At 64.8% G+C, this 26236-nt stretch carries 24 protein-coding genes; 13 read left to right on the top strand and 11 right to left on the bottom strand.

The genetic code is table 11. The features are described from left to right. Positions 1–10 precede the first annotated feature (10 nt). Entirely contained in the window at positions 11–3610 is a 3600-nt protein-coding gene (gene mfd, locus V6D40_RS04760; RefSeq protein ID WP_334289222.1) for a transcription-repair coupling factor, read from the bottom strand. Next, entirely contained in the window at positions 3610–4233 is a 624-nt protein-coding gene (locus tag V6D40_RS04755; RefSeq protein WP_334289221.1) for a TetR/AcrR family transcriptional regulator, read from the bottom strand. Before V6D40_RS04755 ends, mfd begins: the two co-directional genes overlap by 1 nt. Positions 4234–4487: 254 nt before the next feature. On the opposite strand from V6D40_RS04755, the gene rhuM reads away from it, so the two are divergent. Beyond that, entirely contained in the window at positions 4488–5561 is a 1074-nt protein-coding gene (rhuM, locus tag V6D40_RS04750; RefSeq protein ID WP_334289220.1) for a RhuM family protein, read from the top strand. A gap of 28 nt (positions 5562–5589) precedes the next feature. On the opposite strand, the gene V6D40_RS04745 is transcribed toward rhuM, so the two are convergent. Continuing rightward, positions 5590–7062 (bottom strand): multicopper oxidase family protein, encoded by a 1473-nt coding sequence (locus V6D40_RS04745; RefSeq protein WP_334289219.1) that lies wholly within the window; start codon positions 7060–7062, stop codon positions 5590–5592. A 58-nt stretch (positions 7063–7120) separates the two neighbouring features. Here V6D40_RS04745 and V6D40_RS04740 point away from each other — a divergent pair, with 58 nt between their 5' ends. The 9 genes from V6D40_RS04740 to V6D40_RS04700 all read left to right on the top strand — a co-directional run bounded on the left by V6D40_RS04740 (position 7121) and on the right by V6D40_RS04700 (position 16707). Next, complete coding sequence (locus V6D40_RS04740) at positions 7121–8332, top strand: MFS transporter (protein WP_334289218.1); 1212 nt, start codon at positions 7121–7123, stop codon at positions 8330–8332. A gap of 47 nt (positions 8333–8379) precedes the next feature. Continuing rightward, on the top strand, positions 8380–9819 hold the full coding sequence (gene glmU, locus V6D40_RS04735) for a bifunctional UDP-N-acetylglucosamine diphosphorylase/glucosamine-1-phosphate N-acetyltransferase GlmU (protein ID WP_334289217.1): 1440 nt from the start codon (positions 8380–8382) through the stop codon (positions 9817–9819). 14 nt (positions 9820–9833) lie between these two features. Beyond that, positions 9834–10811: a ribose-phosphate diphosphokinase gene (locus tag V6D40_RS04730; protein ID WP_334289216.1), complete on the top strand. Its 978-nt coding sequence runs from the start codon at positions 9834–9836 to the stop codon at positions 10809–10811. A 6-nt stretch (positions 10812–10817) separates the two neighbouring features. Continuing rightward, positions 10818–12185 carry an amino acid permease gene (locus tag V6D40_RS04725; protein ID WP_334289215.1) on the top strand — a complete coding sequence of 456 codons (1368 nt, stop codon included), beginning with the start codon at positions 10818–10820 and terminating at the stop codon, positions 12183–12185. Further along, on the top strand, positions 12166–13179 hold the full coding sequence (gene hisC, locus V6D40_RS04720; RefSeq protein WP_334289214.1) for a histidinol-phosphate transaminase: 1014 nt from the start codon (positions 12166–12168) through the stop codon (positions 13177–13179). Before V6D40_RS04725 ends, hisC begins: the two co-directional genes overlap by 20 nt. After that, positions 13172–14500, top strand: coding sequence for an MFS transporter (locus tag V6D40_RS04715; protein WP_334289213.1), 1329 nt, complete (start codon positions 13172–13174; stop codon positions 14498–14500). The genes hisC and V6D40_RS04715 overlap by 8 nt, the downstream gene beginning before the upstream one ends. A gap of 160 nt (positions 14501–14660) precedes the next feature. Then, the gene (locus V6D40_RS04710; RefSeq protein WP_334289212.1) at positions 14661–15344 is read left to right on the top strand and encodes a 50S ribosomal protein L25/general stress protein Ctc; all 684 of its coding nucleotides are present in this window, start codon (positions 14661–14663) and stop codon (positions 15342–15344) included. A 15-nt stretch (positions 15345–15359) separates the two neighbouring features. Beyond that, positions 15360–15908, top strand: a complete 549-nt coding sequence (gene pth, locus V6D40_RS04705) for an aminoacyl-tRNA hydrolase (RefSeq protein ID WP_334289211.1) — start codon at positions 15360–15362, stop codon at positions 15906–15908. A 4-nt stretch (positions 15909–15912) separates the two neighbouring features. After that, a complete protein-coding gene (locus V6D40_RS04700; protein WP_334289210.1) occupies positions 15913–16707 on the top strand; it encodes a fumarylacetoacetate hydrolase family protein in 795 nt (264 codons plus the stop codon). 8 nt (positions 16708–16715) lie between these two features. Here V6D40_RS04700 and V6D40_RS04695 read toward each other — a convergent pair whose 3' ends face one another. After that, positions 16716–16988 carry a hypothetical protein gene (locus V6D40_RS04695; protein WP_334289209.1) on the bottom strand — a complete coding sequence of 91 codons (273 nt, stop codon included), beginning with the start codon at positions 16986–16988 and terminating at the stop codon, positions 16716–16718. A 23-nt stretch (positions 16989–17011) separates the two neighbouring features. After that, positions 17012–17884, bottom strand: coding sequence for an NAD(P)H-dependent flavin oxidoreductase (locus V6D40_RS04690; RefSeq protein ID WP_334289208.1), 873 nt, complete (start codon positions 17882–17884; stop codon positions 17012–17014). On the opposite strand from V6D40_RS04690, the gene pth (V6D40_RS04685) reads away from it, so the two are divergent. Next, a complete protein-coding gene (pth, locus tag V6D40_RS04685; protein ID WP_334289207.1) occupies positions 17883–18413 on the top strand; it encodes an aminoacyl-tRNA hydrolase in 531 nt (176 codons plus the stop codon). The genes V6D40_RS04690 and pth (V6D40_RS04685) overlap by 2 nt on opposite strands. On the opposite strand, the gene V6D40_RS04680 is transcribed toward pth (V6D40_RS04685), so the two are convergent. Further along, positions 18414–18971: an NADPH-dependent FMN reductase gene (locus V6D40_RS04680; RefSeq protein ID WP_334289206.1), complete on the bottom strand. Its 558-nt coding sequence runs from the start codon at positions 18969–18971 to the stop codon at positions 18414–18416. 78 nt (positions 18972–19049) lie between these two features. Here V6D40_RS04680 and V6D40_RS04675 point away from each other — a divergent pair, with 78 nt between their 5' ends. Next, the gene (locus tag V6D40_RS04675) at positions 19050–20177 is read left to right on the top strand and encodes an ATP-binding protein (protein WP_334289205.1); all 1128 of its coding nucleotides are present in this window, start codon (positions 19050–19052) and stop codon (positions 20175–20177) included. Positions 20178–20205: 28 nt separating this feature from the next. After that, the gene (locus V6D40_RS04670; RefSeq protein ID WP_334289204.1) at positions 20206–21804 is read left to right on the top strand and encodes a peptide chain release factor 3; all 1599 of its coding nucleotides are present in this window, start codon (positions 20206–20208) and stop codon (positions 21802–21804) included. On the opposite strand, the gene bioD is transcribed toward V6D40_RS04670, so the two are convergent. From bioD to V6D40_RS04645, 5 genes are read right to left on the bottom strand one after another with little or no spacing between them, the layout of a single operon-like run. Further along, a complete protein-coding gene (gene bioD, locus V6D40_RS04665; protein ID WP_334289203.1) occupies positions 21801–22478 on the bottom strand; it encodes a dethiobiotin synthase in 678 nt (225 codons plus the stop codon). The genes V6D40_RS04670 and bioD overlap by 4 nt on opposite strands. A 4-nt stretch (positions 22479–22482) precedes the next feature. After that, positions 22483–23760 (bottom strand): adenosylmethionine--8-amino-7-oxononanoate transaminase, encoded by a 1278-nt coding sequence (locus V6D40_RS04660; RefSeq protein ID WP_442891892.1) that lies wholly within the window; start codon positions 23758–23760, stop codon positions 22483–22485. Between the two features lie 50 nt (positions 23761–23810). Further along, a complete protein-coding gene (locus tag V6D40_RS04655) occupies positions 23811–24695 on the bottom strand; it encodes an SDR family oxidoreductase (RefSeq protein ID WP_334289201.1) in 885 nt (294 codons plus the stop codon). An 11-nt stretch (positions 24696–24706) separates the two neighbouring features. Continuing rightward, positions 24707–25843 (bottom strand): YihY/virulence factor BrkB family protein, encoded by a 1137-nt coding sequence (locus V6D40_RS04650; RefSeq protein WP_334289200.1) that lies wholly within the window; start codon positions 25841–25843, stop codon positions 24707–24709. A 10-nt stretch (positions 25844–25853) separates the two neighbouring features. After that, positions 25854–26219, bottom strand: coding sequence for a DUF2200 family protein (locus V6D40_RS04645; protein ID WP_334289199.1), 366 nt, complete (start codon positions 26217–26219; stop codon positions 25854–25856). Positions 26220–26236 lie beyond the last annotated feature (17 nt).

The raw sequence follows: 26236 nt of genomic DNA, 5'->3' as shown, positions 1-26236 counted from the left end.
GCCCGCCTAACTAGCCCTCGAACGAGAAGACGCCGCTTGGCTCCACCGCGGTTGACCCGGTGACTGAGACTTGCGGCGCGTCCAGCATGGACGTCATGAAGTCGGCCACCCACTGCAGCATTTCGGTGTCGCGCAGGTTCGGGCTGTTGATCGCCTTCGATTCGCGCGGCATCGGCACCTGCAGCGTTTTTGCCGCCGCCCGGAAGTTCGCGCCGGGATACAGGCGCTTGAGACGCACCTGCTTCGAATCCGGCAGCTCCACCGGGTGGATCTTGATCCGGGTGCCCTGGGTCAAGATGTCGGAGACTCCGGCGGCGCGCGCCTGCTGACGCAGCCGCCCCACCGCCATCAAGTGCTCGACCTCCTGCGGCAGCGCGCCGAAGCGGTCGACCATCTCATCGGCGACGGTGCGCAAGTCCTCCTCCGTGCGGGCCTCAGCAAGCTTGCGGTACGCCTCGAGGCGCAGCCGTTCGGAGTTGATGTAGGTCTCCGGGATGTGGGCGTCCACCGGCAGGTCGATGCGGATCTCCTTCGGGCCCTGATCGGTGGCGTCGATGACCTCGCCGCTCATCAGCGCCTTGTAGGTTTCCACAGCCTCGCCAACGAGTCGGACGTACATGTCGAAGCCGACGCCGGCGATGTGGCCCGACTGCTCCGAGCCCAGCACGTTGCCCGCTCCGCGCATCTCCAAGTCCTTCTGCGCCACGGCGATACCCGCGCCCAAGTCATTGTTCTGGGCGATGGTGGCCAGCCGGTCGTAAGAGGTCTCGGTGAGCGTGATGTCCTTCGGATAGAGGAAGTAGGCGTAGGCGCGTTCGCGCGAACGCCCAACACGACCGCGCAGCTGGTGCAGCTGGGAAAGGCCCATGTTCTGGGCGTTCTCCACAATCAGCGTGTTGGCGTTGGCGATGTCGAGGCCGGTCTCCACGATCGTGGTGCACACAAGCACGTCGTATTCGCGGTTCCAGAATCCCTGCACGGTCTGCTCGAGCACCTGCTCCGACATCTGGCCGTGCGCGATGACCACACGCGCCTCGGGAACGAGCTCGCGGATGCGGCGCGCGACCTTCTCGATGTCCGCGACCTTGTTGTGGATGTAGAACACTTGGCCGTCGCGAAGCAGCTCGCGCCGGATTGCAGCCGCGACCTGCTTGTCCTCCTGCGGGCCGACATAGGTCAGCACCGGGTGGCGGTCCTCCGGCGGGGTGGTGATCGAGGTCATCTCGCGGATCCCTGTCAGCGACATCTCCAGTGTTCGCGGAATCGGGGTCGCGGTCATGGTCAGCACATCCACGTGAGACTTCAGCGCCTTGATGTGCTCCTTGTGCTCCACGCCAAAGCGCTGCTCCTCATCGACAACGATGAGGCCCAAGTTCTTCCACTGCACGCCTGTCGCCAAAAGCCGGTGCGTGCCGATCACGACATCGACCGACCCGTCCGCGAGCCCCGCCATAATCTTTTTCGCGTCCGCGGCCGAGGTGAAGCGCGACAGCTCGCGCACGGTGACGCCGAAGCCGTCCATACGCGACGAGAAGGTCGAGTAGTGCTGCTGGGCCAAAAGCGTGGTCGGCACCAGCACCGCGACCTGCTTGCCGTCCTGCACCGCCTTGAACGCCGCGCGCACGGCGACTTCGGTCTTGCCGAAGCCGACGTCGCCCACGATGACGCGGTCCATCGGCACCGGCTGCTCCATATCGTGCTTAACGGCTTCGATTGCGTTGAGCTGGTCCTCCGTTTCCACGAACGGGAAGGCGTCTTCCATCTCGTGCTGCCACGGGGTGTCCGGGGCGAAAGCGTGACCGGGTGCGGCCTGGCGCTTGGCGTAGAGCTCCACCAACTCGCCTGCGATCTCGCGGACCGCGGCCCGCGCTTTGCGCTTCGTGCTCTTCCAATCGGATCCGCCCATCTTGGACAGGTGCGGCTGCTCCCCGCCCGAGTAGCGCGAGAGAAGATCCAGCGATTCCATCGGCACCCACAACTGATCCGCCGGTTGGCCACGCTTAGCAGGCTGGTACTCCAGCACGATGTACTCGCGCCTGGAATCGGAAACGGTCCGCTCCGCCATTTTCAGAAAGCGGCCGATGCCGTGGGTCTCGTGCACGACGTAATCGCCTGGTTTCAGCGCCAGCGGGTCGACGCGGTTGCGCCGCTTCGGCGCGCGGCGCTTCGCTCCGCCGATGTCCCCGACACGGTTGCCGGTGACATCCGTTTCCGTGACCACGACAAGGTTCGGCCCGCCGAAGACGACGCCGCCGTGGGACAGGGCCTGGTAGAGGGTCACCGCGCCGTCGACCGGTTCAAGGCCAGGGGTGGCGATGCGGGCGGAAATGCCGTGCTCGCGCAGGCGCTCCGCGGTGCGCTCCACCGTGCCCTTCGCCGGCGCCACGAACGCTGCCTTGCCGTGGTTGTCCTGCACGTGCAGCTTGAGCGTTGCGTAGAGCTGCTCAATCGCCTTCTGGTCGCCCTTCGGCGCGGGGGCGGTGTCGAACTCGAGCGGCAGCGTCTCGGCCTCGTCGGCGGTGAACATGCCGGGCGGAGCATACGTCCACCAAGCGTTGCCGGCCTTGCGCGCGGAGACAGCCAGCGACTCGTACGAGCGGTAGGACGACGCGGAGACATCGAGCCCCTCCACGGCGACTGGTCCCTCCGCGCCCATCGCGGCGGCCTCCCAGCCCGCTTCGAGGAACTCCACGTCCGTCGCCTCCAGATCGGCGATGCGGGCGCGCACCTTCTCCGGGTTGGTCACAAGGACGATGCCCTGCTCGAACAGTTCTGGGAGGACCGACCACGGCGCGTCGGTGAGCGCGGGCAGGAGCGACTCCTCGCCGTCGGCGTGCACGCCTTCGGACGCGCGCGTCAGAAGGGAGACCAACGTCGGGTTCGACGGGTAGGCGCGGGCGAGGGTGTCGGCTTTGGACTTCACGGCGTCGTCGATAAGCAACTGCCTCGCAGGGTAAAGCGAGACGCGCGCGACCTCGTCGATGGTGCGCTGGTCGGCGACTGCGAAGGTGCGGATGTCGGTGACCTCGTCGCCCCAGAACTCCACGCGCACGGGGTTCGCACTCGTCGTGGGGAACACGTCGACGATGCCGCCGCGCGTAGCGTATTCGCCGCGGGCGGCGACCATGTCCACGTGGCGGTAACCGAAGCGCTCGATTTCGCGGACGAGCTCGGTGAAGTCGCGCTCGGCGTCCAACTCGAGGGTGATCGGGGCAACTGCGGGCAGGCTGGGCTGGCACACGGCGCGGGCGGCGGCGACCACCACCTTCGGCATCTCGTGGAGCACCTTGGCGCGGCGGCCCACCACGTCCGGGGCCGGCGAAAGGCGCTCGTGCGGCAGTGTTTCGAAGGCGGGGAATTCGGCCACGGCGGCGTCGCCAAGCAGTGCTTTCAGCTCCGCCGCAAGGTCTTCCGCCTCGTGCCCGGTGGCCGTGACCACAAGCAGCGGCACCTCGCGCGCCAGCGTTCCGGCGACCCAGGAGCGGGCCTGATCGGGGGCGGTGATGTGCAGCGACTCGTCGCCGATGCGGCTTGAAAGGCCTTTCAGCTTCGGGTCCGCTTGGGCGGCGGTGAGCACTCCCGCGAGCGCGGGCAGGGTCTGATCCGTCATCAATCCTTCTCTTCCTCAGCTATATGAGTTACATGCGGCAGCGCTTCCAAGCCGCTTAAGCCGTTCCACACCAGGTTGACCAGGTGGCGCGCGGTGGAGTGCTTATCCGGGCTGCGCTCATCCAGCCACCACAGCGCGGTGTTGGACACCGTGCCGACGAGCGCTTGCCCGTAGAGCGTGGCCGCGTCCTCGTCGAGGCCGCGGTGCTGAAACGCGATTGCCAACAGGTACGACACCTGGGCCGTGACTTCGTTCAACACCGTGGAGTAGGTTCGTGTTCCACCCGGGAGCTGGCCGTGGGCCAAAATGATGAACCCGTCGGTGTCCTCCTCGACGTACGTGAGAAGCGCCAACACGCCGCGCTCAATGCGCTCGCGCCAGCGCCCCTCCTGAATCGCGTTCGTGATGGAGCCTTTCAGCTTCTCCATCTCCTGCTCGACCACGGCGCGGTAGAGGCCTTCTTTACCGCCGAAGTGCTCGTAGATGACCGGTTTGGACACGTCCGCCCGACTCGCGATCTCCTCCACCGAGGTGCCCTCGTAGCCGCGTTCGGCGAAGGCGGCGCGACCAACGGAGATGAGTTGATCCCGGCGTTGCGCGCCGGTCATTCGCTGTCGAGCCATGCCGACCAGCTTACTGGCCTTGGAGCAGCCCGGGATTTGGGATCGGGTGGCCATGAGCTAGACTCTCCAATTGCATTTCCCCATAGTGTAATTGGCAACACTACGGTTTTTGGTACCGTCATTCTAGGTTCGAGTCCTGGTGGGGAAGCTTCGCAACTTTTGAGTTGCACTGGTTTCGCACTGCCCAGCAGTGCTTAGCATCGCTTCTATCTGGGGTGGCGGGGGCAAGTCACACTAGTTTTGACTGCGAAAGGGTGAAGCGAAAGTTGGCTGCGAGTGAACCCGAAATCCAGCGGGACGAACTGGGAGAATTCGTCATCTACAACACAGATGACGGCCGAACTCAAGTCCAGCTTCGCCTTATTGACGGCACCGTGTGGATGACCCAAGCTGAAATGGCCGAGCTTTTTGACGTCGCGCGATCGAGCGTAAGCGAGCACCTTAAGTCCATCTTCAATTCAGGGGAGTTGAGGCGCGAAAGGGTTGTTCGGAAGTTCCGAAAGGTGCAAGGTCAGGGTATTCAAAACCGTTCGCTCGACCACTACAATCTCGACGCGATCATGGCCGTCGGCTTTCGCGTGCGAGGACCACGAGGCAATCAATTCCGGTCGTGGGCGAGCTCGATATTGCAGGACTACTTGATTAAGGGTTTCGTTCTAAACGATGAGAAGTTGAAGGATCCCCGCGGGGTGGATTACTTCGACGAGTTGCTCGAACGCATCCGGGACATTCGTTCAAACGAGGCACGCTTGTATCTAGAGCTTCGAAACATTGTTTCCCTGGCGGACGACTATGACAAGGACGCACCGCGAACCCACCAAATCTACGCAACTATTCAAGACAAGCTTCATTACGCGATTACTTGCCTCACCGCTAGCGAAATCATTGCCACCCGCAGTGATGCCGCCGCTGATAACCTTGGCCTGACTAGCTGGAAGGGGAAGCGGGTCAGCAAACGCGATGTCACGGTGGCCAAGAACTATCTGACCGCCGATGAGCTACGACACCTCAACCTGCTGGTGAGTCAGTTTCTGGACTATGCCCAGTTCCAAGCAGAGAGCCGCAAGGTCATCCATATGAGTGACTGGCTAGAAAAGACTGATCGCTTCATCGAGTTCAATGAGCGGGAGCCTCTCAAAGACCGAGGAAGAATTACACGATCTGCGGCAGACAGGCTTGCTGGGGAGCGTTATGAGCTGTTCAGCGCTCGCCGACAGCAAGAGGACAATGCCGAGTTAGAGGACGAACTTCTCGCCGCTCTAGCCGAGTTGGATAGACGGCTTCTCCAAGATCGACAACGCCTCCAGCCGCGTAATCGGGACAGTTAGCGTCTCTGACTGCATGGTGACTCCGCTCCTACTGCCAGTGACTGCCGGGGCGCTCCAATTTCGGCGTCTCCCCCGGCTTCGTCACGACGAACTGGCCCATCATGCCCTGGTCCTCGTGGTTGAGCATGTGGCAGTGGTACATGTATGCCAAGCTCGGATCCGGGTAGTAGCCAATCTCAACCAGCAAGCTCACTGTGGAAAGCGGCGGCACGCTGATCGTGTCGTGCCAGCCTGTTGAGAACGCAAGCTCCCCGTTCTCCACCCCAATCACCGCGAAGCGCGCGTCGTGGATGTGGAAGTTGTGCGGCATGTCGTCGTTCTCGTTGGTCACGTGCCAGATCTCCGGCCCGTCGTGGTCGACCACGAAGTCGACCCGATCCATGTCCATGGTCTGCTCGTTGATCTGGATGCCGTTGAGGCGGAACTCGCGCTCCACGACGGCCGAACCGGGCACGTCGAACGCTACGAGCTTCTCCGGCAGCGACGGGGACGCGGGCGCGTCCGCCGGCGGCGCGGCGATTTCGAGTAGATCGAACTGATCCGGGAAGCCGAACGTCTTCGCGGTGTCCTTGTCGGACAGGCCGCCGAGGTTGGGGATGCCGTCGCTTGTAAGCGTCAGCTCCTTTCCTGGCTCAAGGTCCACGACAATCTCCACGCGTTCACCGGGGCTCAGCAGCACGCCGTCGACTTCGACCGGGGACTCGATGAACCCCTGGTCGGTGGCGACAACCGTGAACGGCACGCCCAGGGTTAGGTGGTGGAAGCGCAGCACGCAGCCGTTGAGCACACGCAGGCGCAGGCGCCTCGTGGTCGGCTCGAAGAGCGGCCGCGTCATGCCGTTGACCATCACCGTGTCGCCGACCCAGCCGCTGTCCTCATCCAGTTGGCCGCCTTCGGTGAAGTTCGCGTCCGAGATAATCACCGGGATGTCGTCCACGCCGTAGTTGTTGGGAAGGCCCGGGAAGATCGACTCGTCGTCGTCCACCACAAGGCCGCCGGCGAGGCCGCGGTAGGCGTGGGTCGCGGATTTTTCGTGCGGGTGCGGGTGGTACCAGCAGGTCGCCGCCGGCTGGTCGACCGTCCACGACGGCGACCACGTCTCCCCCGGATCGAACATCAGCGCCGGCCCCCCGTCTGCCGACGCCGGCAGGTGCATGCCGTGCCAGTGCACCACCGTGGCCTCCGGCAGCTCGTTGCGCACCGTCATCTCGATCTTCTCTCCGTGGCGCATGTAGAGCGTCGGGCCTTGGTACGGGCCGTTGAACCCCCAGGTTTTCGTCATCGTGCCGGGGATGATCTCGAACTCGCCCTCCTGCGCGGTGAGCTCGAAGCGGCGGACGTTGCCGTCGAGCTCGCCTTCGTAGAGCGGTGGGATGCGCAGCGGGCGGGCGTCGAACTCGGCGCCGCGCGGTTTCGGCTGCGTGGAGCAGGATGCGGCCGCCCCTGCGGCCGCCGCAGCGGTCGCCAACACAGCGCCTTTGAAAAACGTCCGTCGTGTCATCCTCATGCTCTCCTCCAAGCTCGCAGGTTTGGGCAAAATGATACTACTATCTGCAACTATGCGTAACGAGGAAGCGAACGCCCGCCGCTTTGTCTGGTCGAACGGCCTGCAAAACATCGGCGACCAGATCGTCGCACCGAAAACCGTCCTGCCGTGGTTGTTCAGCTCCGCGGGCGTGCCGGCGGTGCTCACCTCTTTCCTGGTGCCCATCCGCGAGTCGGGATCGATGCTCCCCCAGGCGATCTTGAGCCCGTGGGTGACCTCGCAACGCTCGCGCAAGCGCGTGTGGCTGATCGGCTCGTGGGGGCAGGCGCTCGCCGCCGCACTGATTGCTGTGAGCGCATTGCTTATCGACGGCCCCCTACTCGGCGCCACCATCCTCATCCTGCTGGCCACCCACGCGATCTTCCGTTCGCTGTGCTCGTTGGCTGGCAAAGACGTCCAAGGACGCACCATTTCGAAGGGCCGCCGCGGCGAGATCACCGGCCGCGCGACCGCGCTCGCCGGCGCTTTTACCCTGGTGATCGGCGTTGTCCTCGCATTGCTGCCGAACGATCTGCCTCAGTGGGCGCTCGCCGCGCTGCTCGGCATCGGCGCAACTACCTGGGCGTTCGCGTCCCTGGTCTTCCGCGGCATTGATGAGCCGGAGGCCGAGCCCGCTGACAAGGACGGCCAGAGCTTGAGGCAAATGTGGGCCTTGGTCCGCAGCGACAAAGACCTGCAGCGTTTCCTCGTCGTGCGCTCGCTGATGCTGGTCACCGCGCTGTCCACACCGTTCATCGTGGTCATGGCGGGCGAGCAGGGCGCAGACCTGACCGGGCTCGGGGCGTTTGTGATCGCATCGGGCGGCGCGTCGCTGATTGGAGGGAGGATTTCGGGGAAGTTCTCCGACAGGTCGTCGAAAAGCACCATGGCTTGGGCCGCAGGCATCGCGTCAACCGTCATCGTTGCGCTGGTTGCGAGCGCCCGCCTCGCACCCGGCGGAGTGAACGCCTGGGTGATGCCGCTCGGGTTCTTCCTGGTCAACCTCGCCCACACGGCGGTGAGGGTGAGCCGCAAGACGTATCTGGTGGACATGGCGGACGGCGACAAGCGCACCATGATCACCGGCGCGTCCAACACCGTGATGGGCGTTGTGTTGCTGGTTGTCGGCGCGGTGTCGTCGGCAGTTTCGGTACTCGGGCCGCAGGCCGCCCTGGTCTTCCTCGCGGTCGTGGGATACGCCGGCGTGCTCGGTGCGACGCGCTTGAAAGACGTGTCGAAGCGTTAAGCTGGAACCCTAAAAACAAACCCTCAACCCCCACAAGGAGACCGCACGTGCCTGATCAGCAACGCGCCGTCGTCGTTCTGGCCGCCGGCGCCGGAACCCGCATGAAGTCGGACCGCCAGAAGACCCTTCACGAAATCGGCGGGCGAAGCCTGTTGTCCCACTCCCTGCACGCCGCCGCTGGCGTCCACCCGAGCCACCTTGTGGCGGTTGTGGGCCACCAGCGCGACCAGGTCTCCCCCGCGGTTGAGGCGATCGCTACACAGATGGGCATCGAGGTGCGCCAGGCCGTGCAGGAGGAACAAAACGGCACCGGCCACGCCGTGCAGATCGGCCTCGGCGCCATCCCGGATTTCGACGGCACCGTGGTAGTGACCAACGGCGACGTGCCGCTTTTGACCGCCGAGACCATTGAAATGCTGGTGGAAAAGCACGAGTCCGAGCACGCCGCAGTCACCGTGCTTTCTCTCGAGTTTGAGAACCCGACCGGCTACGGGCGCATCATCCGCAACGCAGACGGCGACGTCGAGCGCATCGTGGAAGAAAAGGACGCGACCGATGACGAGCGCCGGGTGCGCGAGGTCAACTCCGGCGTCTTCGCGTTCGACGGCGCCGTGCTGCGCGAGGCGCTGACCCACCTCAACACCGACAACGCCCAAGGCGAGCTCTACATCACCGACGTGCTGGGCATCGCCCGCGGCGAGGGGAAGAAGGTCGCCGCGTTCATCGCCCCCGACGCCCGCGAGCTAGCCGGCGTGAACGACCGCGTGCAGCTTGCTGCCGCCGGCAAGGAGCTCAACCGCCGCTTGGTGGAGCGTGCGATGCGCGCAGGCGCGACCGTCATCGACCCGGACACCACGTGGATCGGTGTGGAGGTGGAGATCGGCCGCGACGTGATCATCCACCCGAACACCCAGCTGTGGGGCTCGACCGTGATTGGCGACGGTGCCGAAATCGGACCCGACACCACTTTGAAAGACATGGAAGTCGGTGCGCGCGCAACCGTGGTGCGCACCCAGGGCGAGCTCGGCGTGATCGGCGAAGAGGCAACCGTCGGCCCGTTCACCTACATCCGCCCCGGCACCGAACTTGGTGCCCGCGGCAAGCTCGGCGGCTTCGTTGAGTCGAAGAACGCGAAGATCGGCGAAGGCTCGAAGGTGCCGCACCTGACCTACATCGGCGACGCGACGGTGGGACGCGAGTCCAACATCGGCGCCTCCAGCGTTTTCGCCAACTACGACGGCGTGAACAAGCACCACACCACCATCGGCGACTACTGTCGCACGGGCTCCGACACCATGTTCGTCGCTCCCGTGACGGTGGGCGATGGCGCGTACACCGGTGCGGGTACAGTGGTGACGCAGGATGTGCCGGCTGGAGCCCTTGCTATCAAGGAAGGCCGCCAGCGCAACATCGAAGGCTGGGTGGAGAAAAACCGGCCGGGAACCGACGCGGCTGCGGCCGCACAGCGAGCACGCGAAGAAGGGTAGGACCGAGACACGCCATGACTGGATACTCGACTGAAAGCCACAAGGACCTGAAGGTTTTCACCGGCCGCGCGCACCCGGAGCTGGCCGAGGCCGTGGCCAAAGAACTGGGCATCGACCTCGTTCCCACCACGGCGCGCGACTTCGCCAACGGCGAAATCTTCATCCGCTTCGAAGAGTCCGTCCGAGGCGCCGACTGCTTCGTCATGCAGTCCCACGCCCAGCCGCTGAACAAGTGGCTGATGGAGCAACTCATCATGATCGACGCGCTCAAGCGCGGCTCCGCGAAGCGCATCACCGCGATCTTGCCGTTCTACCCGTACGCGCGCCAAGACAAGAAGCACCGCGGCCGCGAGCCGATTTCCGCGCGCCTGGTTGCTGACCTGCTCACCGCAGCGGGCGCAGACCGCATCGTGTCGGTCGACCTGCACACCGACCAGATCCAGGGTTTCTTCAACGGCCCGGTCGACCACATGCACGCAATGCCGATCCTGGTCGACTACATCAAGTCCAAGTACCCGCTGGACAACCTCGTGGTGGTTTCGCCAGACGCGGGCCGCGTGAAGACCGCGGAGAAGTGGGCCAACATGCTGGGCGACGCCCCGATGGCGTTTGTGCACAAGACCCGCGACATCGACGCCGCCAACAAAGTTGTCTCCAACCGCGTGGTCGGCGAGGTCGAGGGCAAGGACTGCATCCTGCTCGACGACATGATCGACACCGGCGGCACCATCGCCGGCGCCGTCGGCGTGCTGAAAGAGGCGGGCGCGAAGTCCGTCGTCATCGCCTGCACCCACGGCGTGTTCTCCGACCCGGCCCGCGAGCGCCTGAACGATTGCGGCGCCGAAGAGGTCATCACCACCGACACACTGCCGCAATCCACGGAAGGCTGGAACAACCTCACCGTGCTCTCGATCGCTCCGCTTCTGGCGAAGACGATCCACGAGATCTTCGAGAACGGCTCGGTCACGACCCTGTTCGAAGGCCAGGCGTAGCGCGACGTGACGAACGGCGACGCGCTCACCGACCGCGACGCCGGGCTCCGGCGCGGGATGAAAAGCCGCCAGTTGCGGATGATCGCGCTGGGTTCGGCGATCGGCACCGGCCTCTTTCTCGGCTCGGCGGAATCCATCGGGTACGCCGGGCCCGGGGTGCTGTTGGCCTTCCTCGTCGTGGGCGCGGTGGTGTACTCGCTCATGCGCATGCTCGGCGAGATGGCCGTTGCGCACCCGGTTTCAGGATCTTTTGCCGCCTACGCCCGCGATTACATCGGCCCGCGCGCGGGGTTCATTGCGGGCTGGAACTGGTGGTACACCACGATCGTGGTCGGCATGATCGAGCTGACCGCGATGGGCACCTTCTTGGACTTCTGGTTCCCCTCTATCCCCCACTGGGTCACCGCGCTGGTGACGCTTCTCGTCGTGCTGGTGATCAACGCGGCGCGGGTGAGCATCTTCGCTGAAGCCGAGTATTGGCTATCCCTTATCAAGGTGGTCGCGCTCATTGCCATGATTGCGCTCGGTCTCTCGCTGGTGCTCGGGCTCGGACCCGAGCCCGCGCTGGGATTCGACAACATGGTCGCCCACGGTGGGTTCCTTCCGAAGGGTGTGAGCGGTGTTGTCTTTTCGCTGGTGGCCGTGACATTCACCTTTGGCGGCGTGATGTCGATCGGTACCGCAGCGGGCGAGACCGAGGATCCAGAGCGCACGATCCCGAAAGCCATCAACTCGGTGATTTGGCGCATTCTCGTGTTCTACATCGGCGGCATCGGCGTCATCCTTTTGCTCGCCCCGTGGGACGAGCTGGACAATTCCGTCAGCCCGTTTGTCCGCGTCCTGACGTTCGTGGGCGTCGACGGCGCGGCCAACCTTCTCAATTTGGTTATCCTCGCCGCAGTCGCCTCGGTCTGCAACACCATGACGTACTCCGGTTCCCGCATGCTGCGCGACTTGGCCATTAACGGCCAGGCCCCGCGAGCCTTCGCCGCCACCACCCAAAAGGGTCTGCCGCTTCCGGCGCTGCTGTTCAACTGCTCGCTTATGGGCGTTGTGGTGCTGCTCAACTACTTCTTCGAGGGACGCGTCTTCCAGATCCTGCTCGCCGTCGTGGTTGGGTCCGAGCTCATCACCTGGGCGTCGGTCAACTTTGCCCACCTCAACTTCCGCCGCCGAGGTGAGTCGTCGAGCTTCACCGCTCCTGGCTACCCGGTGGCCAACTACCTGTGCGCTGCCTACTTTGCCCTCGTGCTGGTGCTCATGGCGGTTCTGCCGGATTACCGCGCCGGATTGTTCGCGCTTATCGCGTGGTCAGTGGCACTGTTCGTAGCGGCCACGGTGTACCGTAACGCGCATGATCAGGCCCGACCTTGACACGCTGCCGGCCTACGTTCCGGGCGTGCGCAACGCGCGAGCAGTAAAGCTCTCCTCCAACGAGTGCGCCGAGGCGCCGCTTCCAAGCGTGATCGACGCAATGCAGGCGTCGCTCGCAGGCGTGAACCGCTACCCCGACATGGGCGCGGTGGAGCTGCGCGAGGCACTTGCGCGCCACCTCGGTGTGGGCGCGTACCAGGTTGCTGTTGGCACCGGCTCCTCCGCGCTGTGCCAGCAGCTGGTGGTTGCCACCTCCGGTCCAGGTGATGAGGTCGTTTTCCCGTGGCGGTCGTTCGAGGCGTACCCGATCTTCGCCCAGATCGCCGGTGCGGCGCCGGTGGCGGTGCCGCTGACCGCCAACCATCGCGTGGATCTTGCTGCGATGGCAGATGCGGTTACGGAGCGCACCCGCATGGTGTTTGTGTGCAACCCGAACAACCCGACGGGAACGACAATTACGAACGATGAGTTCGACGAGTTCATGAATCGTGTCCCCGAAGCTGTGCTGGTGGCGCTGGACGAGGCGTACTTCGAGTACAACACCGCCTCCGACGGGCCGATCGCCACAGAGGCAATCACTAGGTACCCCAACGTGATAGGACTCCGGACCTTTTCCAAGGCGTACGGGCTCGCTGGTGCGCGCGTCGGTTACGCGTTCGGTCCGCGCCACCTCATCGAGGCGCTGAACAAGGTCGCTGTGCCGTTCTCGGTCAGTTCTGTGGCGCAGGCCGGTGCGATCGCGTCCCTGGAAGCGCAAGACGAGCTGCGGGAGCGCGTCCATCAAACGGTCGCGCAGCGCAAGCGGGTAACGGACGAGCTGGGAATCGACGAGTCGCAAGCGAACTTCATCTGGTTGCCGGGTGCGGCTCAGGAGGTTGCAGATCAGCTCGCCCAAGGCGGCGTGCTCGTCCGAGTCTTCCCTGAAGGCATCCGCGTCACCGTGACGAACGAGGCGGAAACGGACGCGTTCTTAAAGGCGTACGGACGTGCGTAACGAGCGCCGCCGCGTGATCGCGGCTACCACCATCGGAACGGCCATCGAGTGGTACGACTACTTCCTCTACGCTGCCGTGGCTGGCCTCGTGTTCAACAAAGTCATGTTTGGACCGTTGGGTCCTGCAGCCGCCACCATCGCAGCATTTCTGACTGTGGGCCTGTCCTTCCTTTTCCGCCCCCTGGGCGCGGTCCTTGCCGGCCACTACGCTGACCGGCTCGGCCGCCGCCAGGTACTGATGGTCACCCTGTTCACCATGGGCACTGCCACCGCGCTGATCGGTTTACTGCCCACCTACGAGACCGCCGGATGGCTTGCCCCGGCCGCGTTGATCGTCCTGCGTGTGCTCCAGGGCACGTCCGCCGGTGGGGAGTGGGGTTCGGCCGTGCTGCTCGCCGTGGAGCACGCGCCGGTGGATAAGCGCGGCCTCTACGGCGCGGGCCCGCAAGTCGGCGTGCCCGCCGGCCTCCTCCTGTCGTCCGGCATGCTCGCGCTGATGACGGTGATTGCGCCTGGCGACGCGTTTATCGAGTGGGGCTGGCGCGTGCCGTTTGTCTTGTCTATCGCGCTGACGTTCCTCGGCTGGTGGATCCGCACAGGTGTGGAGGAATCGCCGGTAGTTGAAGAGATGCGCCCTGCCTCCAACCCGGTGGGATCCCTGTTCAAGCGCCACGCCGGTTTGGTCCTCGCGGCCGCGCTCATCTTTGCCGCCAACGGCACCGTGGGTTACATGACAACCGGCGGTTACATCCAGAACTACGTCACCGACACGGAAGGGCTCGCGATTGAGCGCGGCGACATTCTCTGGGCGGTGACCGCGTCAGCCGCTGTGTGGTTGTGCACCACGGCGTTTGCGGGCTGGGTCTCCGACTACATCGGCCGCACCCGCACGCTTGCTATCGGGTTCATCGTCCAAGCGGTGGGCGTCCTCGCGCTCTTCCCGCTCGTAAACACCGGCTCACTTGGCAAAATCACGTTCGCGCTGGTGTTCCTCACAATCGGCCTAGGCCTGACTTACGGCGAGATCGGCGCGTTCTACGCCGAGCTCTTCCCCGCCTCGATCCGCGCCTCCGGCGCCTCGATCTCGTACGCGCTCGGCGCGATCTTAGGTGGCGCGTTCGCCCCCACCATCGCGGCAGCCTTACGCGAAGCCACTGGCGGCACCAGCGCGATCACGGTGTACTTGCTCACCGCGACAGTGATCGGGTTTGTCGTGAGCCTGGTGATGTGCGACCGCACGGGCATTCCGCTCGGCCAGGAGCACGAGGAGTTGCAGGCAAGCGGCCATTTTGTCTGGCAGCAGCGCCCTGCTAGCCTGTAGTCGTCTCGGCGAGGGCTCATTAGTGAGCCGTTATCGGCGCGATCTGAATAGATTTACAGGACATTTCTTCCCTGTGATCACTCGACGAGCACATTTTTTACGTTCAGTGGTCGCAGGTTTTTCTTTGCCCGCGGCCCTTCGATTGAAAGAAGGAACCACCATGGCTACCACTCCTCCGGTTATCAAGGCTGAGAAGCGCGAAGAGTTTGGCAAGGGCTCCGCACGCCGCCTGCGCCGCGACGGCAAGATCCCGGGCGTCCTCTACGAGTCCGGTATCGATAACGTCCACTTCGCAGTTGACCGCATCGAAATGACCGCGCTGGTGCGCAACGACGGCACCAACGCCATCCTCGAGCTCGACGTCGACGGCGACAAGCTGCTGTGCATGGTCAAGCACGTCGACCAGAACGTGCTCACCCTCGAGATCGACCACATCGACCTGCTCGGCGTGAAGCGCGGCGAGAAGGTGACCGTTTCCGTGCCGGTTATCACCGAGGGCGAGGCTGCGCAGGACGCTGTCGTGCTCCAGGAGGCGACCGAGCTCGAGATCGAGGTCGACGCCCTGTCCATCCCGGACGAGATCGTCGTGTCCATCGAGGGCAAGGAAATCGGCGATCAGATCTTCGCTTCCGACGTCACCATGCCGGCCGGCGCTGAGCTGCTCTCCGATCCGGAGACCCTGCTCGTCAACGTCACCTTCGAGCAGGTTGACGAGGACCTCGAGGCTGCCGCTGCCGAGGCCGAGGAGGGCGGCGCGGACGCCGGTGCTGACAGCGACGAGGCAAACCCGGACAACGTCGAGATCGCTGACGGCGGCGAGGGCGACGAGGGCGCTTCCGAGTAACCCTAAGATGGTCGTGTGACCATCTTGATTGTCGGACTGGGAAACCCTGGCCAGCAGTACGATTCCACCCGCCATAACGCGGGCGTGGTGGTGATTGAGGAACTGCTGACCAGGGTTTTACCTATGCCCGCGGTGCTTTCCCCGCACAAGAAGACCAACACCGAGATCGCGCAGCTCGCCGCAGGGCGCCTCACCTCAAGCGACCAAGTGGTGCTGGCGCGCACCCGGTCCTATATGAACCTCTCCGGCGGCCCGGTAAAGGCGCTCGCAGACTATTTCCGGGTCTCTCCCGGCGACCTGTACGTGGTCTACGACGAGCTCGATTTGGAACTCGGCGAAGTGAAGCTTCGCACCGGCGGGGGCGACCACGGGCATAACGGTTTGAAGTCGGTGACCAGATCGCTCGGTAACACCTACAACAAGGTGGCCGTCGGCATCGGCCGCCCGCCAGGGCGCATGGCACCAGCCGACTACGTGCTCAAACCCTTCGGCACAAAGGAGCAGGTGGACCTCGCCATCGCAGCCGCGAATGCGGCCGACTTGATCTTGGGCGAGCTAGGCTAGCGCAATGCGACTTGCCACGATCAGAACCGGGGACACCACGAAAGCCGCGCGCATTATCAACGACTCGCGGGCTGTGCTGCTGAGCGCGCCGGATGTCGGCACGCTGCTTCGTGAGGGCGGTTATGACGAAGGCGAGGAGATCACCTTCGCGCCGCAGGACTTCGCGCCGGTGATCCCGAACCCGGGCAAGATCATCTGCGTCGGCCTCAACTACGCCAAGCACATCGAAGAGATGGGCCACGAGCAGCCGGACGTGCCCACGCTTTTCATCAAATTCCCCGAGGCTCTGATCGGTGCCTTCGACGACGCGGAGGTGCCCGCGTTCAACGCCAACACGCTCGACTACGAGGGCGAGCTCGCTGTGGTGGTGGGCAAACGGGCTCGGCACGTGACCAACGGCGAGGATTTCATCGCCGGCTACACCATCATCAACGACTACACCCAGCGCACGTACCAGAAGCGCACACCGCAGTGGCACCAGGGCAAGTCGCTGGAGAAGACCGCCGGCTTCGGCCCCTGGCTGGACACCAAGTGGCGGCCGGGCCCCGCGCTGACCACCACACTCAACGGTGAGCGGGTGCAGCATTCGCTTACCGACGACCTCGTGTTCACCCCAGCTGCACTCGTCGAGTTCATCTCGCACTTGTACCCGCTGGAGCCCGGCGACGTGATCGCCACCGGCACTCCGGACGGCGTGGGCCACGCGCGCGACCCGAAGCGCTACCTGCGCGACGGCGACACCGTGCGCGTGGAGATCGACGGCCTCGGCGCTATCGAGAACACCACGCGGATTTACTAGCGCACCTCTTAACGTGCGAAGGTGCTGGACAGCGCGAGCTCAGCTTCGGCGATGACCTGCAGCGGGAACAGCATGATCGCCAACGGCAAGGAGCTCAGCATGTTGGAAATGAAGACTTCCGACGGGTGCTTGTCGGGCCCGTTCACGTTGTTGAAGCGGTGCATCGCGTCCAACATGAGGGATTGGTAGAGCCACATCGCGCTGCCGCCGCGCGGGGTCGGGTCCGCCGGCTGCGCGGACGCGGTGGTAGCTGCTGCGATGGCAAGTTTGGAGAGCTTCATGCTCCACCAATCGCAGGTACCTCTTAGGGTGTTAACGCTTCTTCGATAACCGCGGCGGGAGCCGCGAGGAGCTCGCCGCGGTCCGCGCCGACGAGGCAGTAATCGTTGTCGCTTGTCATGGGCCGCAGGTACGGGTAGATCGGCGGGATGTCGGGGTGCTCCCTCACAAACGCGGTCTCGACCCCGCTGGCCCAGCGCCCGGAGAAGGCCCGGGAGACCACGGCGGGCGCATCGGAGCGCAGCAATTCGCGGTTGCGCTGGGAGGTCCCCGCTTCGTCGGCAAGCAGAAACGCGGTCCCGCACGCGACCGGAACGTCGAACGCGGCGGCGTCTTCTGGGCCCCGGATGCCGCCGGCGGCGATGGCGGGGATGGTCACGAGTGAGAGGAGATCATCAAGCGGCCGCTGGTCCGGGTCGTCGCGCTGGTCCCACGTCCCGCGGTGCCCTCCGGCGCGGGGGCCTTGGACAATCACCCCGTCCACTCCCCTGGCGGCGGCCTCAGCGATCTCGGCGGGGCTGGTCACCGTCGCCCACGCCTCGGAGCCGGCGGCGTGCAGGCGCTCGATCTCGTGTTCCGTGAAGCACCCGAAAGTCGAGGAGACGATGGCGGGTGCGGCGTCGAGGACGGCCGCGAACTTCTCGTCGTAGTCGGAAGTGATGGCGGGTACTGGGTGGTTGAGGGAGTTGGCGATGAGGTGGACGTCGGCAAGCATGGGCTCCTCCTGCGGCAGGAAGAGGTTCGCGCCGAACGGTGGCTCGCATTGCGCGAGCCACTTGCGGGCCTGCGCCGCGGTGCACGTGCCGAGCGGGATGAATCCGAAGCTGACGGCGTTGACCAGCGCGGGAGTGGACGGCCCGCCGGCCATGGGTGCCGCGATAATCTTGGGCAGTTTCATGGGTACAGTATGCGGCGTGTTTGGATTCTGGAGGCGCACGAAGGCGGAGTGGCTCGTGGTGGGGCTGGGCAACCCCGGCCCGGAGTACGCATCGACGAGGCACAACGTGGGCTTTCTGGCGCTCGACCAGCTGCCGCCGATCGACGGCGTGGCGCGCTGCAAGCCGCAGACGTATATGAACCTCTCCGGCGAAGCGGTGGCGCCGCTGGTGCGCCGCTACGGGATTGCGCCTGAGCGCGTCATCGTGCTGCACGACGAGCTGGATCTGCCCGCCGGCAAGGTGCGGGTGAAGCTTGGAGGCAACGAGAACGGCCACAACGGGCTGAAATCGATCACCGAGCACCTGGGCACGCGCGACTACATCCGCGTGCGCATCGGTATCGGGCGGCCGCCGGCGGGGATTGCAGTGCCGGACTGGGTGCTGGGGCCGATCTCTGGCGAGGAAGACATCGCCGCAGCGGCGCACGCGGCGCAGCTCGTTGTCACCGAAGGGTTGGCGAAGGCGCAGAACGTGATCCACGCCCGCTAGTTACTCGCTCAGTTGCGCCTCGATGTCGTCGAGCACCTTGCTTAACGACGCCACCTTCGACTCCCGCGGGCGAAACGCGCCGTCGGCGGCGTCCTCGAAGACAGACAGCGCCACCTGGTTGCGGATGTCGAACATGGAGAAGTTCGCCACGATGGTGCGCCAGTGCTCCACCGCGCGGATCGCGTTGTCCGCGCCGTAGCCCACGAAGGCGACGGGCTTGCCCATCCACTCCGGGCCGAGGGAGTCGAAGGCGTTCTTCATCGTTCCCGGCACCGAGTGGTTGTACTCGGGGGTGACGAAGATGTAGCCGTCGCACTCGTCGACGGCCTTCGACCACACGGCGACAGCCGGGTCGTCGTACTGCTTGTTCGCCATCCCCGGCGGCGTTGCGGCGACGAGGTGCGGGACATCGAATTCGCCGAGGTCGATCAGGGTGTAGTTGAACCCGTTGCCGCGCGCGGCCGCGGTCTCGAGGACCCAGTGCGCGACCGCTTCACCGAAGCGGCCCTCGCGGACGGATCCGAGGAAAATGCCGATTGTTGACGTGTCATTGGCCATGTCGCGAATATAACAAATATAACAACGCGGTGCTGTATAACAAAGATAACAACGACCAACTGCGCGACGAGGTGTCTAGTGAATCCGTTTGTTCCCACCTTCGGTGTCTCCCCTGCCATCCTAGGTGGTCGCGACGCGTTAACATCCGGTTTCGGCGCATCCCTCGAAGCTGGCCCAGGCGATCCGCGCCGGACGCTGTTGATCTCTGGCCCCAGGGGAATCGGCAAAACAGTGCTTCTCAACGAGCTGGAGGACGAAGCAGCGCGCCGCGGCTGGATGCATGTTCGAGCCCAGCCTTACGACCTCATCCAACCGCTCGTTGACACGGAGATACCGCGTGCGCTCCAGAGGCTGCGCCAGTCGAACCCAAACCGCCGTAAGGTGACTGGGGTTAGCGTCGCAGGTCTCGGCGGCTTTTCCACCTCCGCCGCGGAAGGGGCGGAGCCGGCGCCGTCGTTAACCAGTGCGTTACACGAGCTGTGCGATGCGTTACCCGGGCCATCCGGGGTGCTGATCACGCTCGATGAAGTCCAAAGCGTCGACCAGACCGATCTTTGGCACCTGACCGCTGCGGTTCAGGATCTGCGCCGGGACAACAGAAACATAGCGTTCGCTGCGGCAGGCCTGCCGGAAGGTGTGGCGCGCCTGCTCCAGCACCCCGGCACGACATTTCTGCGCCGCGCCCAGCACGCTGTCTTGGCGCCGATGACACCTGCAGAGACAGCATCTGTGCTCCAGACAACGGCTGCCGCTGGCGGCCTCGACCTCGAGGGCGACGCGCTCAACGAAGCGGTGGGGTTCACCCGCGGCTACCCGTTTCTGGTTCAGCTGCTGGGCTACCACGTCTTCCAGCGTGTGTCGGCCAGCAGCACCAAAGCTTCGGTCGACGACATTATCGCGGTTCGCGGTACCGTTCTCGATTCCCTCGGCCAGCTCGTTCACGACCCGGCGTTGTCTCCCGTCCCCGCCGGCGAGCGGGCGTATCTGGCTGCGATGGCGGAGATTCAACGCGGCCAGGAAGCTGTCGCTTCCGCTGACATCGCCCGGCACATGGGCAAGCGCACGCAAGAGCTGTCAGTGGTGCGCGACCGGTTGATCAGGCGCGAGCTTATCTACAGCCCCCGGCGCGGATACCTCAACTTTCTCATCCCCTATCTCGGGCGGCACCTGACCGGCAGCGGCACCAGGGACCTTGGCTGGGATTGAGATCAGCCAGCAACTACGCTGAAACGCCATGAGCACCACCGCCGAGGCCGCACGCCGCCGCACGTTTGCCGTCATCGCCCACCCGGACGCCGGTAAGTCCACGTTGACGGAGGCGTTGGCGCTGCATGCGCGCATGATCTCGGAGGCCGGCGCCGTCCACGGCAAGGCCGGCCGCAAGTCGACCGTGTCCGACTGGATGGAGATGGAGAAGGACCGCGGCATCTCCGTTGCGTCTTCGGCGCTGCAGTTCGAGTACGCGCCCGAGGGCCACGAGGGCGAACCGTATGTGATCAACCTGGTGGACACCCCAGGCCACGCGGACTTCTCCGAGGACACCTACCGCGTGCTCTCCGCGGTCGACGCGGCGGTCATGCTTATCGACGCCGCCAAGGGCCTCGAGCCCCAAACCCTCAAACTCTTCCGCGTGTGCAAGGCCCGGGGCCTGCCGATTATCACCGTGATTAACAAGTGGGACCGCGTCGGCCGGGAGCCGCTCGAGCTGGTGGACGAGATTGTCACGGAGATCGACCTGCAGCCAACGCCGCTGTACTGGCCGGTTGGTGAGGCAGGAGACTTCCGCGGCCTCGCACACGTGAACACCGACGGCGACGTCGACGAGTACATCCACTTCATCCGCACCGCCGGCGGTTCCACCATCGCGCCCGAGGAGCACTTCTCCCCCGACCAGGCGCTCGCGCGCGAGGGAGCGGCGTGGGAAACCGCGCTGGAGGAGGCAGAGCTTTTGCTTGCCGACGGCGCCGTGCACGACCAGCAGCTGTTCGAGCAGTGCATCACCTCCCCGATCATCTTCGCCTCCGCGATGCTGAACTTCGGCGTCCACCAGATCTTGGACACGCTTTGCGCCATCGCGCCCGCACCCGAAGGCCGCGCGGGGTTGGAGAACGAGCGCTCGGTCGGCGACGATTTCTCCGGTGTCGTGTTCAAGGTCCAGGCCGGCATGGACCGCAACCACCGCGACACGCTGGCGTTCATGCGCGTCGTCTCCGGCGAATTCGACCGCGGTATGCAGGTCACGCACGCACAGTCGGGCCGCAGCTTCTCCACCAAGTACGCGCTGACAGTCTTCGGACGGTCTCGCGACACCGTGGAAACCGCCTTTCCCGGCGACATCATCGGTCTTGTCAACGCTGGTGCGCTTGCCCCTGGCGACACGATCTACGCAGGTAAAAAAGTGCAGTACCCGCCGATGCCGCAGTTCGCGCCCGAGCACTTCCGCACGCTGCGCGCGAAGTCTTTGGGCAAGTACAAGCAGTTCCGCAAGGGCCTGGACCAGCTGGACTCCGAGGGTGTTGTGCAGATTTTGCGCAACGACGCCCGCGGCGACGCCGCCCCCGTTATGGCCGCGGTCGGCCCAATGCAGTTCGAGGTGATGCAGGCCCGACTCGAGCTGGAGTATAACGTGGAAACCGTCACGGAGCCGATCCCCTACTCGGTTGCGCGCCGCACCGATGCCGAAAGTGCTCCGGAGCTGGGCCGCCAGCGCGGCGTGGAGATCTTCACCCGCTCCGACGGCGAGCTCATCGCGCTGTTCGGCGACAAGTGGAAGCTGGCTTTCGTGGAGAAGGAGCACCCGGAGCTGACGATGGAGCCCCTCGTCGCCGACTAGCGGAAGGCGGCGAGCACCTGCGCCGCGTCCAGCGCACTGGCCGCCACCTGGGCGAACTCACGCTGGTTCAAGCTACCGGCGCCAGCGGGGATCGAACCCCACAGCGGCGCGCCCGTCACCTGCGACAGCTCCTCGATGTTGAGTCGCGTGGGCAGGTCCGGGTTCTCCGGCATGATCCCGCCGATGAGCCCGAGCACCGCAAGGCCGCGCTGGCGCGCCTGGACGCAGGTCAGCTCCGCTAGGTTCAGGCTGCCGAGCCCCAGCGAGGTGACGACGACGAGCGGGGCGGCGAGTGCAGAGGCGAGGTCTGCGAGGGTGTAGTCGTCGGCGAGACGGACGAGGAGCCCGCCCGCGCCCTCCACCAACACCACGCGGTCCGGCGCGTCGAGGCTGCGCACCCACTCGGCCACCTCTTGAAGCGGCGGGGTTGCTATCCCCGCCCGCCGCGCCGCCAAGTTGGGCGCGAGTGGCTCCGGGTAGCGCCACCGCTCAAAGGTCTCAATACCGGCGAGGCGCTCAACGGTAGATGCGTCTCCTTCGCCCGGGGCCTCCCCCGTCTGAATCGGCTTGGCGGCGACGACGTCGACGCCCTTGCTCTTTAGCACACTGGCAAGCGCCGCCGTTGCAACGGTCTTGCCCACATCGGTGTTTGTCCCGGTTATAGCGACGATCATGGTACTACTCCTTGGTGCTTACGCCGACTGCGGCCGCGATGCCGGCGCAGATGGTCTCGATGTTCTCGGGGGTGCAGATGTACGGCGGCATGGTGTAGATCAGCCTGCCGAACGGGCGAATCCACACGCCGCGCTCCATGGCGGCCTCGGTTGCCGCCCGCATCGGGACGTCGCGTTCCATTTCCACCACGCCGATGGCGCCGAGCACCCGCACGTCCGCGACGCCGGGGTTGTTCCGGAGCGGCTCAAGGCCCTCGCGCAGACCCTCTTCGATCGCGGCGACTTGGGTGCGCCACTGCCCCTCTGCCACCATCGCCACGGATTCGGCCGCCACGGCACAGGCGAGCGGGTTGGCCATGAACGTCGGGCCGTGCATCAGCGCTTTCGGCTCCATGCCGGCGGCGATCTTCTCGGTGGCCAACGTCGCGGCGAGCGTCATGAACCCGCCGGTCAAAGCCTTGCCCACACACATGATGTCGGGGACAACGCCGTTGTCGAGGGTGGTGAAAAGCTGGCCGGATCTACCGAAGCCGGTGGCGATTTCGTCGGCGATGAGGGGGATGGCGTGGGCGTCGGCAAGCTGCCTGAGCCCCTTGACCAGCTCGGGGTCATGGAACCGCATGCCGCCGGCGCCCTGCACGACCGGCTCGATGATGATTGCGGCGACGTCGTCGGTGACAAGCGTGGCGAAGTGCTCGAGGTAGGCGCGCTGGTCTACGGGTGATGAACCTCGCACGGGCGGTGGCGGCGCAAACCGCTGCTGGGTGACCGCCGAGCCCCAGAAGGAGTGCATGCCGCCATCGGGGTCGCACACGCTCATCGTGGCAAACGTGTCGCCGTGGTAGCCGGAGCGCCACGTCAAAAACTTAGTGCGCTCAGGATGGCCCTGGCCGCGGGCGTACTGCAGCGCCATCTTCATGGCAACCTCCACCGCCACCGAGCCCGAGTCGGAGTAGAACACCTGACTGAAGTTGCCGCCGGTGAGGTCCAGCAAGCGTTCGGTGAGCAGCGCTGCCGGGGTGTGGGTGAGCCCGCCGAACATGACGTGGCTCATGCGGTCGATCTGGTCCTTCGCGGCGGCGGTGAGGCGCGGGTTGGAGTGCCCGTGGATGGCGGCCCACCAGGAGCTCATGGCGTCGATGAGGAGGGCGCCGCTAGCAAGCTGCAAATGCACCCCTTCGGTGCGGCTGACCGGGTACGCGAACAGGCCCGGCTCGGCGTAGGGGTGCCAAATGTGTGCGGCGTCGATGCTTTGGACATCGACGCCTTGAACACTGTTCAAATCACTCACAGGTTGACCCTACTAAAGCGCGGGGTCCCTGCGGGCGGGTTTTAAGGAGTGACCGCGCCGCCGGTGACGGCCAGCGTCTCGCCGGAGATGTACGAGGCGTCTTCGGACGCGAGGAAGACGTATGCGCCCGCGAGCTCCGCCGGCTGGCCCGGGCGGCCGATCTTGGAGCCCTGCCCGAACTCGTCGACGACCTCCTGCGGCTGGCCCTCCGCCGGCTGGATGACCGTCCAGATCGGGCCCGGGGCAACGGCGTTGACGCGGATGCCCTTCGACGGCAGAAGCTCACCCGACAGGCCCTTCGCCAAGTTGTTGAAGGCAGCCTTGGTCATGGCGTAGTCGAGCAGCTCCTTCGACGGGTCATACGCCTGGATCGAGGTGGTGAAGATAATCGACGAGCCCGGCTGCATGTGCTTGACCGCCTCCTTGGTCACGCGGAACGCCGAGTAGATGTTCGTCTTGATGGTGGCGTCGAAATCCTCATCGGAGATGTTCAGGATGCCGTCGTTCCACACCTGGCGCGAGGCGTTGTTAACCAAGATGTCCAACCCGCCGAGCTCGTCGACGGCCTTGGTAACGGTGTCGATGCAGGTTGCAAGCTCAGTCAGGTCTCCTGGGATCGCCACGGCTTTGCGGCCGGCTTCCTCGATGAGCGCGATGATGCGGTCGGCGTCAGCTTGCTCCTCCGGCAGGTACGCGATGGCGACGTCGGCGCCCTCGCGGGCGAACGCGATCGCGGTAGCCGCGCCGATGCCGGAATCACCGCCGGTAATCAGGGCTTTGCGGCCCTCGAGCTTGCCAGAACCGGTGTACGTGTCCGCGCCCAGATCCGGCTCGGTGGTCATCTTCACGTCAAGACCGGGGTTTTCCTGGCGGTCTTCCTTGTCAAAGGTCTTCGGGTACTTCGTGCGGGGATCAATCAGTGCCATGCCCGCCCAGACTACCTGCGCTCTTTCTGAATTTCCGCGACCGTGCGATCCGTCCACCGCTGGGTTTGCGCCCGCCACGCCGCGCCCGCGTTCGACCTCGGACGAGCCTGGATCACCCGCGCGGAGTCCATGCCGACTTGCAGCTCCTTCGCTCTGAGGACCTCCGCGTCGATCTTGACGCCTTCGAGCAGAACAATGTTCATCACCCAAATCAAACCCAGAACGGCGAGCACCGTGCCGAAAGCCCCGTACGGGCTGCGGATGCCGAAAACCGCGAGGTACCAGCCGAACCCCACCCACAGAAGAGTGATGACAATCAGCGCCAGCGAGGATCCGAGTGTGAAGAAGCGGAACCTGCCGCGCCGCACGTTGGGCGCGAAAAAGTACAGCACCGAGATCAGCGCGATGGCAGTCACCGCGATGACTGGGCCGCGCAGGTACGCCCACACCGGCAGGAAGATGCTGTTGAGATACTCCAGCACGCCCTGCAACCCGAGCGGGCGCGCGATCGGGCCCAACACCGCGTTGACCACGCTTTCATTCAGCAGCGCGCCGAGCACAATCACAATGGCGCCAGCCACCAGCACCAGCGTGATCAGCCACATGGTCACCCATGTGACCACGATGTTCCTGCCTTCCGTTCGCCCGTAGATCAGATTCGCGTTGCGGGAGAACGAGCGTACGTAGCCGGAGGCGGACAAGAGCGAAATCAACAGCGAGATCACCAGCGCGACTGTGCTTTGCGTCGGTGTGCCGATAATCGTGAGCAGCAGCTTCATCGCCTCATCCTGCAACGCCTCGGGCACGTACATCCGAATGATGTCGGCCATCACAGAATCAGCCGCCAGCTCGTCGCGCGGCACCAAGAGGCTAAACACGGAGTACGTGGCCAGCAGCATCGGCGCCATCGACAACACCGTGTAGTAAGTCAAAGTCGCCGCACGATCCACCATCGCATCGAAGGAGAAATCTAAGACGATGCGCTTAAGAATGAGTTTCACACTCGGCCACGTGAGCCGGTTGCCCTTAGCCAGCGGGTCGGGCATGGTTTCCGCAGCCGGCGCCACCACCAAGTCACCCGCGCCGTACGGGACAATGAGTTCGGCGCGGTAGGAGGTGCCGTCTGGTTCATAGGCGGGCTGCGTCATGCCCATCACCTTAAACCGGGGCGCTGCGTTTGATGCTTTCAACTTTCTTTCCGCGCGCGAGTTCATCAACAACCTTGTCCATCTGGCGGATCTTGCGCATGAGCGGATCCTCCACGTCTTGGACCTTCACCCCGCACACGCTGCCGGTAATAAGCTCTGCGGCAGGGTTCAGTTCGACGCATCCGAAAAAGTCGCGGAGCGTTTCACCGGACTTGGCAGCCGCGTCGAGTTCCGTCGGCGACAGCCCGGTCAGCCACCCAAGGACGTCATCGAGCTGCTCACGGGTCCTTTCTTTCCGCTCAACCTTGGCTACATAGTTTCGGTAGATGTCGCCAAACGGATAGGTAAACACTCGTTCGAGTTTCGCGTCAGCCATGCGTCGACCGTACCTGC

The sequence above is a fragment of the Corynebacterium sp. Marseille-Q4381 genome, from assembly GCF_036881695.1.
In the GTDB taxonomy this organism is placed as follows: Bacteria; Actinomycetota; Actinomycetes; order Mycobacteriales; family Mycobacteriaceae; genus Corynebacterium.
The sequence above is the reverse complement of the archived record's forward strand: the minus strand, read 5'-3'. Positions and strand labels throughout refer to the sequence as shown.

Bases quoted from the DNA above. Each gene is read 5' to 3' on its own strand.
- mfd (WP_334289222.1), bottom strand. From the start codon at position 3,610: ATGACGGATCAGACCCTGCCCGCGCTCGCGGGAGTGCTCACCGCCGCC.
- V6D40_RS04755 (WP_334289221.1), bottom strand. From the start codon at position 4,233: ATGGCTCGACAGCGAATGACCGGCGCGCAACGCCGGGATCAACTCATC.
- V6D40_RS04745 (WP_334289219.1), bottom strand. From the start codon at position 7,062: ATGACACGACGGACGTTTTTCAAAGGCGCTGTGTTGGCGACCGCTGCG.
- V6D40_RS04740 (WP_334289218.1), top strand. From the start codon at position 7,121: ATGCGTAACGAGGAAGCGAACGCCCGCCGCTTTGTCTGGTCGAACGGC.
- V6D40_RS04730 (WP_334289216.1), top strand. From the start codon at position 9,834: ATGACTGGATACTCGACTGAAAGCCACAAGGACCTGAAGGTTTTCACC.
- hisC (WP_334289214.1), top strand. From the start codon at position 12,166: ATGATCAGGCCCGACCTTGACACGCTGCCGGCCTACGTTCCGGGCGTG.
- V6D40_RS04710 (WP_334289212.1), top strand. From the start codon at position 14,661: ATGGCTACCACTCCTCCGGTTATCAAGGCTGAGAAGCGCGAAGAGTTT.
- V6D40_RS04700 (WP_334289210.1), top strand. From the start codon at position 15,913: ATGCGACTTGCCACGATCAGAACCGGGGACACCACGAAAGCCGCGCGC.
- V6D40_RS04695 (WP_334289209.1), bottom strand. From the start codon at position 16,988: ATGAAGCTCTCCAAACTTGCCATCGCAGCAGCTACCACCGCGTCCGCG.
- pth (WP_334289207.1), top strand. From the start codon at position 17,883: ATGGGTACAGTATGCGGCGTGTTTGGATTCTGGAGGCGCACGAAGGCG.
- V6D40_RS04690 (WP_334289208.1), bottom strand. From the start codon at position 17,884: ATGAAACTGCCCAAGATTATCGCGGCACCCATGGCCGGCGGGCCGTCC.
- V6D40_RS04680 (WP_334289206.1), bottom strand. From the start codon at position 18,971: ATGGCCAATGACACGTCAACAATCGGCATTTTCCTCGGATCCGTCCGC.
- V6D40_RS04670 (WP_334289204.1), top strand. From the start codon at position 20,206: ATGAGCACCACCGCCGAGGCCGCACGCCGCCGCACGTTTGCCGTCATC.
- bioD (WP_334289203.1), bottom strand. From the start codon at position 22,478: ATGATCGTCGCTATAACCGGGACAAACACCGATGTGGGCAAGACCGTT.
- V6D40_RS04655 (WP_334289201.1), bottom strand. From the start codon at position 24,695: ATGGCACTGATTGATCCCCGCACGAAGTACCCGAAGACCTTTGACAAG.
- V6D40_RS04650 (WP_334289200.1), bottom strand. From the start codon at position 25,843: ATGACGCAGCCCGCCTATGAACCAGACGGCACCTCCTACCGCGCCGAA.
- V6D40_RS04645 (WP_334289199.1), bottom strand. From the start codon at position 26,219: ATGGCTGACGCGAAACTCGAACGAGTGTTTACCTATCCGTTTGGCGAC.